This window comes from Arthrobacter sp. ov407, assembly GCF_900102895.1.
Taxonomy (GTDB): Bacteria; Actinomycetota; Actinomycetes; order Actinomycetales; family Micrococcaceae; genus Arthrobacter.
In genome coordinates this window covers 26179-40115 of sequence record NZ_FNGD01000022.1, presented here as the reverse complement: position 1 = coordinate 40115, position 13937 = coordinate 26179, and the positions used below count along the sequence as shown (strand labels likewise).

10 protein-coding genes are annotated in these 13937 nt (G+C 56.7%); 5 read left to right on the top strand and 5 right to left on the bottom strand.

The genetic code is table 11. From position 1 onward, the window contains the following. Nucleotides 1-894: 894 nt before the first annotated feature. From BLS42_RS19760 to BLS42_RS20075, 3 genes are all read left to right on the top strand, one after another. Nucleotides 895-1446, top strand: a complete 552-nt coding sequence (locus BLS42_RS19760) for a hypothetical protein (RefSeq protein WP_090584045.1) — start codon at nt 895-897, stop codon at nt 1444-1446. Nucleotides 1447-1507: 61 nt separating this feature from the next. After that, on the top strand, nt 1508-1918 hold the full coding sequence (locus BLS42_RS19755; protein WP_090584044.1) for a restriction endonuclease: 411 nt from the start codon (nt 1508-1510) through the stop codon (nt 1916-1918). 95 nt (nt 1919-2013) lie between these two features. Continuing rightward, nucleotides 2014-3642, top strand: coding sequence for a hypothetical protein (locus tag BLS42_RS20075; RefSeq protein ID WP_143019249.1), 1629 nt, complete (start codon nt 2014-2016; stop codon nt 3640-3642). 211 nt (nt 3643-3853) lie between these two features. Here BLS42_RS20075 and BLS42_RS19750 read toward each other — a convergent pair whose 3' ends face one another. Both BLS42_RS19750 and BLS42_RS19745 read right to left on the bottom strand, forming a co-directional pair. Beyond that, complete coding sequence (locus BLS42_RS19750) at nt 3854-5380, bottom strand: restriction endonuclease subunit S domain-containing protein (RefSeq protein ID WP_218122146.1); 1527 nt, start codon at nt 5378-5380, stop codon at nt 3854-3856. 17 nt (nt 5381-5397) lie between these two features. Then, nucleotides 5398-7812, bottom strand: a complete 2415-nt coding sequence (locus tag BLS42_RS19745) for a type I restriction-modification system subunit M (protein WP_176803590.1) — start codon at nt 7810-7812, stop codon at nt 5398-5400. A 1132-nt stretch (nt 7813-8944) separates the two neighbouring features. Here BLS42_RS19745 and BLS42_RS19740 point away from each other — a divergent pair. Next, entirely contained in the window at nt 8945-9601 is a 657-nt protein-coding gene (locus tag BLS42_RS19740) for a DUF6804 family protein (RefSeq protein ID WP_218122145.1), read from the top strand. A gap of 284 nt (nt 9602-9885) precedes the next feature. On the opposite strand, the gene BLS42_RS19735 is transcribed toward BLS42_RS19740, so the two are convergent. Together BLS42_RS19735 and BLS42_RS20885 are read right to left on the bottom strand one after the other, a co-directional pair. Beyond that, complete coding sequence (locus BLS42_RS19735; RefSeq protein WP_090584040.1) at nt 9886-10209, bottom strand: hypothetical protein; 324 nt, start codon at nt 10207-10209, stop codon at nt 9886-9888. 89 nt (nt 10210-10298) lie between these two features. Then, nucleotides 10299-10529 (bottom strand): helix-turn-helix domain-containing protein, encoded by a 231-nt coding sequence (locus BLS42_RS20885; RefSeq protein ID WP_371129624.1) that lies wholly within the window; start codon nt 10527-10529, stop codon nt 10299-10301. A gap of 279 nt (nt 10530-10808) precedes the next feature. Here BLS42_RS20885 and BLS42_RS19725 point away from each other — a divergent pair, with 279 nt between their 5' ends. Beyond that, nucleotides 10809-12812, top strand: a complete 2004-nt coding sequence (locus BLS42_RS19725; RefSeq protein ID WP_090584039.1) for a DUF262 domain-containing protein — start codon at nt 10809-10811, stop codon at nt 12810-12812. Nucleotides 12813-13380: 568 nt separating this feature from the next. On the opposite strand, the gene BLS42_RS20880 is transcribed toward BLS42_RS19725, so the two are convergent. Further along, the gene (locus BLS42_RS20880; RefSeq protein WP_371129623.1) at nt 13381-13878 is read right to left on the bottom strand and encodes a helicase associated domain-containing protein; all 498 of its coding nucleotides are present in this window, start codon (nt 13876-13878) and stop codon (nt 13381-13383) included. Nucleotides 13879-13937: the final 59 nt, after the last annotated feature.

Genomic DNA, 13937 nt, shown 5'->3' with positions numbered 1-13937 from the left:
CGGAACTCCGCCCCATAAGCCGTAGGCATGGTCAACATCCTTCCACGAGCACCCGCTCGCTAGGTCAAGGAGTCAACAAAACCGGGGGCAGTCCCTGACAGCTGCACTCCTAAACCATGCACGTCCGGCAGGCACGCCTGAGATGGACCACTTGCCCGCCTACTTTCGGCCTATGCTCGAATTGATTACCCGACTTCTAAAGCGTCCGCAGCATCTCCAAACCTCCCTTCGTATATCGAAGTGGCTACCGCTTTCGCTACGGCGGCGAACGTAGTGCCAATCCCTCGAGCACTCAAACCGGGAGTCTTTGATCCAATCGCCGCAAAGCTTGCGGCAGATGTATGCGGTTTCGTTACAAGCGTTTGTGGTCTCGACCCTAGGTTTCGAGACCACGCTCGTCGAGTGCTGCTGGGGGAGGAACCGTCTACTCCACCTACAGTGGCCGACGCTGCTAACAGCAGGCCCCCGAGTCTTGAATCCACCGGAAAACGAACGCCATCATATGCCGCTAACTCGCCCAAGAGACTCCCACAGTTATCGCTTTTAGACTTAGATGACTGGGAGCCCGATGCAGACTACGAAGGAGATTCTGGCGAAGGACTAGCTGAAGATTCGGACGGGTGACCCGGGCTTGCGAGTGAAGACGCTAGTCCGTTAAGCACACAGTCAGTCCCGGAGTTAGGGGATTTCGGGGCTCTGGCGCTCCTCAGCAGGTAGCGGCCGAAGTCTGTAACGATCTTCGGGTCAACGCCCCCATCGGCTTCGGATGTGCCGCTGTCCAAAAAACCTTCTCTCTCGTAATGAGAAGGTCGCCAGTTCGATTCTGGCAGGAAGCTCGGGAAGCACCCCCGGAAATCAAGGATTTCCGGGGGTTCTCTTACTAGTCCTTGACAAATGAACATTCCTGAGCGTTCCCTGCAATTTCGATGCTTTCCCGGCGTGTTCGTCACTTTTTCGTCACCGGGCGATCTTCAGCAAGATCGCACCATTGAAGCCATCAAAGGGTTTGTGAAGCCGCTGCCAGCAGAAGCCTACGACGCTCTGGCTGACGCGCTGGCCAAAATTTATTGGCATAGGAAGACGTTCCAACGCTACGTACAGCTTTGTCTCCGTGACGCTCCGGAACTTCTGGTTGGCCTGCCATTTGACGAGACGAAGCGCTCTGTCGCCCACGAACTGGTTGACCGCCTCGCACTGAAGGAGCTTAGGTACCGGGACCTTACGCTGTCCCTGATGCTGGAGATCGGTGCCATTCAGGATTCCCAGATGTCCGTGCAGCCAAGGATCGCCCGGACCTTCTCGCAGCAGCCAAGGATGCAGTCGCCAGGCTCGCAAGGATCGTCGCGCCCTTGGCTGTGGACAGTGCAGAGGCCAAGAGGATGCAAGCCGACGCTGAAGCGCGGCGAACCTCTGCCCGTGCTCACGAGCGGGCAGCTCAGGATCTAGCCACACTGAAGCAAGAGTTCCTGGACCTCCACAATGAGGCGAACCCCCAAAACGGGGCATCATGTTCGAAAAGCTTCTCATCCGGTTGTTTGACTCATACGATTTTGAGCCTCGCATGGACTACACCGTGAACTCCGACCACATCGATGGCGCTATCAGCTTCGACAGCGACGATTACATCGTTGAGGCTAAGTGGACAGCCGCTCCCGTCGAGAGAGCTACCGCTGACATCTTCGCCACGAAGGTGTCACGCGCTAGGAAGAACGGGTTGGGCCTGTTCGTCAGCACCAACGGCTTCTCCGCTGGATTCAAGGACACTTACTCGCGCTCGACTCCCTTCATAACCGTCGACGGAGTGGACTTGTTCGCTGTCCTGGACGGCCGTTTCCGTCTCGACGATCTCTTGCGGGCCAAGAAGCGGCACGCCAACGAAACCGGGAGCTGTTTCCTGCCCGTGGGCGAACCAATTTAGGCCCACGCGTCGGCGGCGCCGGAGCGCTGACGGCTCACCCCGTCCGAATGGCCGCGGGAGGCGAATCCCAGCGGGCGCCTACTAGGATTCTGTCTGTGAGCGATGCCCTTCCACTTGACTGCAATGTCCAAGCGCCCCCGGGTTACGTAGTGGCACTGGACCACGTAGTAACCAGGGCAGACGCTAATCTCCCACTCGAAGATGAAAAAGACAATCTGGAAACGCTTCTATCAAATCTCGGGCAGCTTGCCGGAGTCTTTAGAGGCGATGACGTTTATAGCCTCCTGCGCCAAGGAGAATCCGCTCTGCTCGCCGGCGCTCTGGGCCGTTCCCTCGTGGAGAGTGCTGCCGCTGAGCATTGGTACGCGTCCCGTGCGGAGACCGAAGAGCCCCGGACTGCAACACTTGCACTTGAGCGTGAGAACATCGCCCAGTCCATCATTGAAAGCGGGCTTTGTGTTCCAAACGTTGCCCGCTGGAACAATCCGCTAGCAGATACGCGCTACGCGGATGCCGCCGCAGGGCCTGCTTTGCCCAACCTCCAGTCAGCCCTTTCCAGTAAGGCACCCTCAACAGTCGAGCGGATCACCGCGCTACCGGCACCAGTAACAGATGTCCTCAGCATGTGCTCCCACGTAAACTACGCGGCGACTTGGCTGACGGTTGCGCCTCAACCAACGGAACTTGGCGTTCGTCCGTCGCGAATTTTTGCTGCGGTCCTCGCACAGTCATCCGGCCTGTCCCTTGCATCGCTCCGGGGTTTCAATTATGAGCCAGTGGTCCTCGACCTCGTTGCCACAGCCACAGCCGTACACGATCTTGACGTTCTGCCCAGATTGGGCCGCGAAAAGTTGGTGCAAGACATGAGTCCGTCGCGATCTGCTTCGTCGACAGCTTCATGGCTTGAGAAAGAGCCCCCCTTCCTTTTCGAAGTCCTTCTCGAAGGGCTGCGTGACAAGGCTGAGCGAGTGTGGCATCTAGCCAACGAAGCCCCCAACCCTTTTGGCGGTTCCGGCAGTGAAACTAATCTGACGACAGCCTTGCCGTACCTCACAGCGCGGGGCCTCCTGATGCTGACCCTCCGGAGCACCTATGGCGACTGCTCTCCACTTATGGCGCCTACTGGAGCGCGCATGCTCTTGGAACAAGGGTCGGAGCTGTCTTGGCGGTCTGCAGATCCTTCTGATGAAGAACTCCTTGCCCGATATGTTGCAGTTATGGACGATGCTACAGATCGAAAAAAGGCGCTAGAGCAAAAGCTGCTGACCCGGACTTCATCTACCTGGGCAGTGGAGGACCTCCTTTATCCGTTGGGGCGAAGTGACTTCGCCGTGGATACAAGGCGAACACCCACCAATGAAATACGCAGCCGGCCTCCATCACCGAAAATACATCTAAGCGCGTTGGCTCTCGGCGTCGCAGAGCCGAACTGGGGTGACCTCGCGTACAAGCTGCTTACTCAAGCAGCCCATGCGACGCCCCTGGGCCTACTACATTCGGTTGCCAGGCTCGACCCAAAGACTGGGAACCCCGCTCTGAGTCACGAAATGACTGCACTGTCGATAGATACTGCCTGCATAGGAGCAGCACTCACCTTTCAGAGTTTGGCCCCGCTGATCGCCCTTCAGGCCGGGCTACCCTCTCCCCGGGAGTGGCTGAAGGAGCTTTTTGAAGCCGTTAGCGAAGTGCACCGCGACGCTCAACTGATTCACTTTCTGGGTTGACGTCACAGCCCCGAGCCGAGAGACGGGGATGAAACCCGGGTTAGGCCCGGCGACGTACAGATCCAAGCTTTTCAGCGAGCTGGGACGCCGGTTTGAAGATTCATGACTCACGCCTGATACACATCGGCGACACCTGTGGGCGGTCTACTCCCGCAGTCCGACCTGCTTAGACGTTGTCGGGCCATGGCCGTCCGGCGCAGTGAGGAGTGGTTCATTTGTTCCGCACGGATGGATAAACAATCGCGAGGAAATCAAAGAGAGCACTCGCATCACAAAGCCAGTCTTCGGTCTCCTTCGGAACCCGCAGGGCGCCCGCGTCGATCAAAATGCGGCTGACACTTGCCGCGTTTTCACAGATGATTCGACGAGCCTTGACGACCTTCGGCTCATAGGCAAGAACCGTTTCCTTGTATTCTTCGGCTACTGCTTTGGCGTCGACGACGAGCCGCTCCGGCAGTTTGACCGATTCAAGATCTCCAGACGACAGCTGCGTCTGACCTGTGGCACCGGTCATGAGCCCGTTGGTCTGCATCCTGCCCCAATTGCTATTTAGGAAGCATGCAACAGCATATGGGAGGGTTTCTGATTCCGTTAGGCGGAGAACGGCAACGTGGGAATCAGTAGTTGCAGGAGTGTCTGGCAGATCGAAAACGGACGCCTTGCCGAGGGAACCGTCGCCGTCCATGGCTATCAAGAGGTCACCGACACGCAGGGGACTTGAATCAACCGTCTCGGTGGTCGTCGCCTTCATGAGCGATTCAACGACCTGCCCATCTTGAATGGTTGATGTGGCAATGACCACGGGAGTTTCAGCATCGACCTCTACATCTTTTGGAAGAGCAGGTTGACCGCGACGAATTGGTGCCTCGGTCATGACGGAAACAAGGCGCCCGGGCGAGTGAAGAGCGAGCGTGCTCATATTCTTTGCCAGAGCTGGATTGTGAAGCCGGTGATCAATCCTCACGTCCCTTCTCGCTGCAACCGATTGAAGCGAGACCGTCGTTTGGGCGAGGGGCGGAGACGATATGTCAGGCCTCGGCAGGCCAATCAACTTAGCCAGAATCTCATCGCATTTTTCCGCGAACACCGTGCGCTCCAAGGCCAGCGCATCGAGCCTGTCCATCGCAAGACGATAGCCGTCCGCAATGGCCGCCCGTGCATCGTCGCCCAACCTCGGCATAGGTACCGACGCTAGGCTCGGCTGGCTGATGTTGTCCTGTCGTTTGCCAGCCGAGAGCGCCGTGGTGGTAATCCGCCAAATCGGATGATTGAGAATGGCCGCCATGTAATGGGCGTCAACGCCCTCTTGAAGACTCAGTCGCACTAGAAAACCGCTCGGCACGACGGGAAGACTGCCGTCTTCCGAGGCGGAGCAAGGATAAGCAATGCCAGGTGTACCTGAGCGTGTGATAAGCACTTCGTTGGCTGCCGCAGCTAGACTTGCCAGCTGCTTGCTACCGGCCCCGGATTTTTTTCCAGGAATTCTGATGGCCTGGCTGCGTTCCTCGTCGAGTAGGAATTGCGACAAAGATGCCACGGAAACATAAAGAGCTTCTGCGTCCTCGACATCGTCGCAGTAGTAAGTAGCGGGAAGATTTGACCCATTCGACATCTGCCGTACCAAAGTCTCGAGACGGACAGGGTCGACTAAGGCGCCTAGTATTGGGGTCGTTTGCTTGGCCATCAAGTGGTATCGGTAGTCGAGGCGATTGGCCAACGAACCCGTAACCATGCTCAATTTGACGGTTATGGGATCTAGGACCACAGGTTTGCCTTCCTGAGCACGGACAGCGCGTCGGTCCCATCATCTGTGACCTCTAAGGTCCATCCGACTGGGTAGTCGTTAAGGTTTCGCAGCGCTTCACCCTGGGTGTCCTTGCCGACGAAGAGATCATTGCGGCGATTTGATTCGCCTCGCTTTGTCCTCTTGTAACCTATGTCCGAAACGGCCAGGCCGACATAGCCAGCGCCCGGCATCGTTACTTCGACCGCCTTAGCGAAAGCAATGTGTTCCGGGTCAACGGAAGCAAGTTGTGTAGCTACTTCCTTGGTCCAGGGTTCCGCGTCTCCCGCGGAAGCCAAGGCTGGAGCGATCACACCGAGAGTTGCCATGAGGTCGACAAGTTCATGGGCAACTTCCAGTGTTTTCGACTCTCCATCGTTACGGAGGGGCTTCTTCACCCGTGCCAGCTTCTTTGCGGCCTCTCGGCTCGCGGCATTCATGCTGGCCGCGGCAGGCTTGTACACGGCGGCCCAAGCGGTCTCTTCTTCCGGAGACTTTTTCTGAGCCAGCAAGATGCTAGTGCGAGTAGGCGTCCAGGGCTGGAAGGCGTGCGGCGGCAAGGCGACAATTGCACGAATGTTGAAGTGAGCCATTATGAACCTTCGCACACGAGCATTTTCGGCAGTTGAGAACGTGCTCTCTGGCATGACAGCTGCCAGTCGTCCTCCTGGCTTGAGAAGCTGATACCAGCGTTCCACGAAGAGGTTCTCGGAATTGCTTTCCCCTGCCAATTCGAAAGTGGCTGCGAGCGTGTTCAGCACCTCGCCATCCAGACTCACGCTGAAAGGCGGGTTCGTGATGATCGCATCCATGGTTTCGCTGACATGTTTGCTGTAGTAGGCATCGCTCGCCAGCGCACTACTGTTCAGCTTCGGCTCACCGTGGCGTTTCGCGATGTCCGCCAAAGGAGAAATCGCGTCATCGTTGTAAACGTGAGTACTGCCGTCCTGGTGAAGGACCATGTTGACCTTAGTAGAAACGGCCAAGTCTTCCCGCTTCTCGATTCCATAGAGGAACGTGGATGCCCACTGGTTTGGGTTCTCAGTTGGCAGCCAGCGGTTCAGCTCTTTTCGACGATCGTCATTCGATCCCAAAGATGCGCGTTTCTCACCAAGATGGGATGTGACCGCATGCATGGCCGCTAGAAGGAACGTCCCGGAGCCTGCGCTTGGGTCCATAATGTAAGGCAGCCTGTTGCCAGTAGCCTTACTTGTGTCTCGGAGGTATTCCTCAGCCATCTGCCGCAAGTTCATCGCTTCAACCATGAACGCGGCGATGTTGAAGTGAGTGAAGAACAATCCCTTTGATTGCTTAAAACCCTCCCGGGTGATGGCTTCGAAGAATCCGCCCAGCAAGTCGCCACTGGCCTTCCCAGCCGAGGTGAGGGAGATGCTCTGCATTGTTTCGACGACCCACGCGATGTCCGCATCGGAGAACAACCCACCGCCCAGAGTCCCTGCAGATTGGTTCGGATGGCGAACCGAAGGCGACGCTTGGTTCGTCGTCTCAGGGTTGAGGAACTTCCGATAGGCCTCCTGCCAGACTACGTCTAGCCGTTCGACAGTAGTACGTGCAGGTTCCTTCCGAGAGTTCACGTGAAGAACCTGAACTTTGTATTCTTCGCCGTCTTCGGTGGATTGCTCATCGTGAATCTTCGAAAGAAAGAACTTCACCAGCCAGCCATATATGAGGTTGTCATCGTTTCCCCCGCCCCATAAGCGGTTGTGAAGCACTTTTCGACGGTTATCGAGTATTGAAGCGCTGAGGCCCTTAGAAAGGTCGTTGTCACTGCCCTTCGCATAGGGTTCAACAACAGCTCGGTCGTAGTTGGTCGGGAAGTCTTCTCGATGCGGACGTTTGGCGGCTACCCATGCGTCGAAGTGGCTGTGGGCCACGAAGTCGATGGTGACCGACCGAACGAAAGGAGCGCGCTCGGCATTGATGCCAACGGTCATTAGGCTCACAACTTGCGTATCAGCTTCGGTTCCCGCATATGCGAAGAGTTGCCCGTTAATTACCGGGTCTGTTTCGCCTCTGTACTCGTGGGGCTGCTTGATTTCGATCAGCGCGTAGGCGGTATCGCCCTCCAACTGCGCGATCCTGATGTCGAGTTCCCCTTGCCCATTGCGGCCGTAGCTATAGCGCTTCTCAAGCTCCAAGCGCGACGTGGGATAGCCGCCTACGGTGACAAGCCAGGTAACAACATAGGCGCGGACAATTTCTTCACCTGCCAAGGCGGTGATCGATTCATGGCACTTGATGTCGGACGCGTACTGAAGGGTATTGGCCACTAGATCCAGGCTCACGACGTCGCCGTCAGGGTCCATCCGTAGGACTTCAGCTTTCAGCACTGCGTAGTCGTCGTCTGTGAGCCGTTGCGAGGTCATATGTGTGTGTCTTCCTTGAGTGGCGCCGTAATCACATCCGAGCTTATAGGCAATCCATCCGGATCTTGGCGACGAAATGCGTGGCCCTAGTCGCGATAGCAGCGCCAGACTTCTGGACCGAACGACCCCCAAGACCATACGCGGCCTCGCAGGGCCGCCCTGGCTACGGCAGCGCCCTGGCCACGTCGACTCCTCAGCTCCGGCCAATGCGTGCCGTACCCTGTCGTAGCGCCGCGTAGTGCGAGGATCAGCATTCCCCTGCTGACCTGTCTCTCAATTCCGCCGGCCCGGGACAGAGATCCAGGCGGGTGCCACGGACGCCCCTAAGCGTCCGTGGCCGGGGGCGGCAATAGCTATTCGGGAACGGTGCGTCCCTCGTCGAGCGGCGTGGGCATTTGCAGGTTGTCCCAAGGAAATGGAGTGAGCGCGCCATTCGGATGGCGCGTCCATATGAACCCGTCCACATCGGTAAACGTGACGAAGATGTGCACCCTCGGGTTTGCCAGGTTCTCAGGGAAATTCCGCGCGTCGAGACGGACGGATCGGGTTTCTTTTGGAGCCAACATGAAGCTCGTGCTTATGTTCACTTTCTCCCTGCCAGGTGCGGAGTCCGTTCCTAGGATCGGGAGAGCTCGGAGGGTTCCAAGTAGCGGGCCGTGGTTATCTTGGCCAACATCTCGGGTTGAGACAGTTCTTGCCCGGATTTCCGGGGCGTAGTGCCTGACGGTCCATGAATGGTTTCTGTGCGGTTCGTGAGGATCGTTGGTTCGATTTAGGGAGGCTTATCTGGCCTAGTAGTATGCGGGGAAGTCTTCTCGATCGGTGTGCAAAATGGCCGCACGTCCGGCAAGGACAGCTAGGGCGATGTTTGGCCTCGCCGCAGCGAACCGGGGCCGCACAAATTGGGGGGCTTCACATGGATTGGTTTATTCAGTTCAATTCGTTCGTAGTATCAACTCGATTCAAGTTGGTGCACGGCGATTTCCTGGACAATATCACCCAGATCATCGTCGTTAACGGCGTCAGGGTTCCCTTTCTCGTTTTGTCATATTCGGACTTCGTAGGCTGGATCAGAATTGAAGGTGACAATGCCGTATGGCGTTTTGGCAGCCTGCGGACAGGGCGCGCGTCGGTGCCGCAGCTTGTGGGAGACCTGAATCGGGACGAGGGCGCCGTTGTCGTGGAGGCGATCTCCCAAGGGATCCACGCGGTTCGCCCTGTACGGCCGCCGGCCGGACCCGCAGACTACGAGCCGGAAGAGTTCATCCGCTGCATCGAGAACCACCAGACCCCGCCGCCCTGGTCCCAAGCGCTCCCGGCAACATCCGCGCCCACGACTGAGGTCCCCATGCCGACGCCCCTTGTTGAATTCAACCCGTACGTGCACTCGAAGGAGCGGCACTCGGCCGCTCCGGGATTCACTGAGGCGCAGCTGGACAACGTGCCGCTCGTCACGGTCCATCCGGCCACAGCGCCGTCCGTCATGGGGGCGGTGTTCCTGCTTCTGGCGTTCCTGGGAGGCCCATACGAGTTGTATGTGTTTGCGCGCTGGGCCGTGACCGCGATGGCCATCTGGATGTCCGTCGTCGCAGGCGCACAGAAGAGGACGCCTTGGGTAGTGGTCTTCATCGCCATCGCCCTCCTGTTCAACCCCCTCGTTCCGGTCTACGCCACCCGGGAATTCTGGATCCCGTTCAATCTTGCAGGGTTCGTCCTGTTCTGGGTCGCCGGAGTCAAGTTCCGCGCTTCAAAGCCTGCTCAGCCGCCGAACTACGCACGGAGCTTGTAACCAGCCCGGACGTGGCAGCTTTTCTCACTGTCAGAGCCCGCACCCTCACACACTCGAGAAGCATGTGAGTTACGGCGAATACCAGAGCCATAACGCACGATACTTACGGCCCGCAGAGAAACAAGATAACCACAACCTGTGGCGCATTGGAGTCAACGACTTTGAGAAACTACGTCATTGCTGCATCCGAGCAGACAGTCAGAGGGATGGCGTGGGGCGAGTTCGCTGCCAAGAGCCTTACAGCGGGTGAAGCCGGGCATCAGCCCTAACTGATGGCTGCCGCTCTAGTTCTTGTCGCCGATATCGTCCGGACCGTCAGCCGGAGCCTCATCGGAGTTCACCGACTCTTCAACGACAGCCTTCAGCTGTTCCTTTGCCTCGGCCGCGGCGGCTTGACTTTGCTTGTACTTGGCCCTGGCATTCTTCGCGGCATCAAGGACCTTTGTCCCGACGACTCCGGCCAAAACACCTACTCCGACCAGTACCGGGCCGGCCTCCTTCAAAGCCTTCTTCGCAGCACCCGATTCAATGGTCTTGATCAAGTTTTCCACGCCACCCTCGATCTTCGCCTGCGTGGTAATCCATTCGTAAAGGCCCAAGTTGCTCACTACCGTCCCCCTCCCCGGATCTACGGTCCGGGCTAGCGCTGTGCTGTTCAGTTTAGGCGGTTGGCGCGGAATGGCCTCACTGGATTGCCTTAGCACTGGGCCCCCATCGCCCGCCGTCCGCCCCGGTACGGAATTCGCTGCGGTAGTGCAGCAGATTCCGAAAGGAGATCAGCGGCGGGGACACCAAGCGCATCGGCCACATCCCACAAGCGCTCGTAAGCCACGCTCTTCTTCCCCCACTCAATGCCAATGATCATATTTCGGCTGAGCCCTGATTCCAGACCTAATGCCTCTTGGCTGAGATTTTGCGCCAGCCTCAACTCCCGGATCCGGGGAACCCCAGCACAATCGACGTCGCTGCCCTGCCTAACCTCATCGATTGCAGAACCGCGACTCAGTAGCTGGGAAACGGGCGGAAGTAAGTACCGCCACCTCTTGCGGTAGTTCGCCTCGTTGCGTGTGTCCAAGGGCGCACTCGCCCATGCCTACGGCTACGCTAAGTCCGATGCTTTATGGATCACAAAAGTACCAGCGCTTCGAAAAGGGTTACCCAAAAAAAGAATCCCTAGAAGCCGGTCGCGACCAGCTAGGAACTTCGCATGAAAGCAAGCCCCACATATTTGCTCGATTCTCTCTCAAACAATGATGTTACGTTTTTCATTCCGCCGTATCAAAGGAATTACGAGTGGTCGACAGACAACTGCAAGGTCTTACTCTCCGATGTTAGCCAGGTGACCCAAGCGAACCTGTCTAACGTGAAGACAGAACACTTCTTTGGCAGCATTGTCTACGTTGTAGAGGAAGTAGGTTTTGGGGTTCCAGCTAAGTATGTTCTTACTGATGGACAGCAGCGTATAACAACGACGATGCTCTTGCTGATAGCTTTACGGGACAGCATCGATGACCGCAACTACAAGAAGGAAATTCAGAGGCGTTATCTCGAGAATGATCGAGCTGACGAAAGCGTCGAGTACAAGATCAAACTCAAGCAGGTAGAAACCGACTGGGAAGCCTATAAACTCTTAGTTCTCGGACATGACGTGCCCGAGAACTTGAAGAATTCGTCTGTATATCAGAATTACCTATTCTTCCTTAAATCGCTTGATCCTTTTGTCGATGAAGATAAGAAGAACCTTCTTGAAAAGGGCTTGATGAAGTTCAGCATCATCTCGATACAACTCGAACCAGATCGGAACCCCTGGGAGAACCCTCAGGAAATATTCGAGTCAATGAACTCGCTAGGTAAGCCACTCTCACTTGCTGACCTGGTTCGCAACTACCTATTGATGGGGAAGAATACGCGGCAGCAATCTGAGCTTTACAACGGCTTCTGGCTCACTTTAGAGAAACGACTACCCGGCAAGCTCTCTGAATTTATCCGCGACTGGATGCAAGCAGACCAGCATAGGAGCTTCAAGGTTGCCCGCGAGAGCAATTATAAGGAGCTGTACGGTGCCTTTAAGGAGATCGCTCGCGGGCGAAGCGCAGAAGAACTATTTGAGAGCTTTGTCAGATTCTCCCATCCGTACTCGATCGTTTGTGGACTTAAACAGACAGAGCTCCGGGCACTTGACCAGGTGATTTTTGACCTCAACGTAATTGGGGTTGCGCCTGCCTACTCCTACTTGGCAGAAGTGCTAGCCGCTTGGGAAGCGCGAATTCTGTCAGAGGGAGATGTTATCGAGGTATTGACCGGCATCAGAACATATTTGTTGCGACGACGCGTTCTTGGCATCACTCAGGCTGAGAACAAATTCTATCCAGTTTTGGGCAAGCGTCTGAGTGAGCTTTCTAGCTCTGAAGACAAAATGGGAAGTTTGTTCCGCCAGCTTTCCTCTCAAGAGTATGCGCTGCGACTACCCAACGATGATGAAATGACATCGAGACTCCGCGCGCTGAACTTCTACAACCTGGGGCGCTCACGGAACTACCCTAGACTCCTTCTCTCTATGGCCGAGGAGCACCTTACGAAGTCTCGGCCCGTTTGGGATGATTCCCGGCTACAGCTTGAGCACATCATGCCTCAGAAATTGAACGTGGATTGGCGTCAGATGCTGGGGGAAGATTCTGAGTCAGTGCATCAGGAGTTTGTGAACAACATTGGGAATATTACGCTGATTCGCCATAACCAGGAGCTCGGTAACAAGTCTTTTTGCGACAAGAAGGAGACTTACTCTGGGCAATCGGGTCTGCAAGTCACTCAGAATTGTGTCCTAGACCGAGAAATTTGGGACGCCGAGTCGATCAGGAGACGACAAGACTACTTGATCGAATTGATCACCCAGAAAATCCTAAACATCCCAGCCAGCTTTAAGCGCGCGAGCAACTGGAATCAGAGCGATAACAGTTCTACTTCATTCGATCAACGAGCGAAATTGAACCCCCTGATTGGAGAGACAATCGAGTTCATTTCAAATCCGGCTATGGCTGCACAGGTGATCAGCGATTCCAAGGTCATGTTTGAAGGCGAGGAGTGGGCTCTCGGGCCGCTAACGAAGGTGCTGAAGGAACGGAGTGGAGCGAAGATTAGCAAGACCAGCAACTTTCACGGTGCTTCAAACTGGAGTTGGGATGGCGTCAAGTTGGTTGACCTCGATATCTAACGCTTACGCGGCGAGGTCGAGGATTTCGCAGAAGTCCTTCCTCGGCAGGCCAGCGCCCTAGCCACGTCGTATCCGGCTGCTTTAGCCAGCGTGTAACGCGCCCTGTCATAGCGGAGCATTTGTCACGTTACCCGCGAGGATCGTATTTCAAGCCTCCGGTACGCAGCCGAGCCTTGGACGATGAGCCCATCGGGGACTGCCGCCGAACCCCGCATCTATTCCGCAAATTCGCTGACAACGGACGAAAGCAGATGACAGCAAGAAACAGGCCTGACCTGCGGCGATCGAAGATGCTGATAGCCCGCAAAAACCCCGAAAGAGCCGTACTCTTACTCGCAAGGTCCCGGATCGACGCCGGTCGGAGCCACCAGCTAGAACCCCGGTGTTTCCACGGGAACTGCGGCGTTTTTTCGTTGTGGGGCGGAGCTGACGATTTAGCGTGGATCATTCGGAATCCTCCAAGTTCTCGGGCCGGACCTCAGGTATCCCCTTGGTATGCCGGTGGCGGAGGCCAGAAACCACTCCCGGCGCGCACCGCGACGAGTTCAATCCGCCGCCGGCCGGTGCGTCATCGGGATGACTTAGGCGTCCAGGTGTACCAGCCGGGAGCACAGCCCTCCAGCAACCGCATTTCAGCATCCGACATCGAAGCTCGAGACGCCTTTTGACGCTGGGCATGGAGCCAGACGCCCAGAACCCGTTCTGCTTCAGACGTGGGATTCCGGAATCTCGGCCACCTGCGATGCTCGTGTGTAAACGCCTGGAGCTCCCCGAGCCGTTCCCGCCACCGCTCCTGAGCAAGACCAGCCCTTTGGTTCTCGTTCCACGCTGGTAACACGTCCAAGGCGGAAAGCTTGGCCTGTGTCAGTCTCCCGTCGCGGTGGGCCCGTCTCTGCACAGATAGCCAATATCCAAGTCGGCGCCTTTGTGGATCTTGATCGCTAGAACTTGGGTAGCGGCCTTCGGCCTCCAAGACCTCCAACAGTTCGTTGATGTTTAGCAGCCAAGAAGTGCGAAGCGGCTTCGACCTGGCCGTAGGTCGGTTCGCTTCATGGTCCGCCTGCATGTCTGGGAACTTCGCGCGCTGCACGCGTATGTGCCGGGCCACAGTTTCACGCTCTGCGC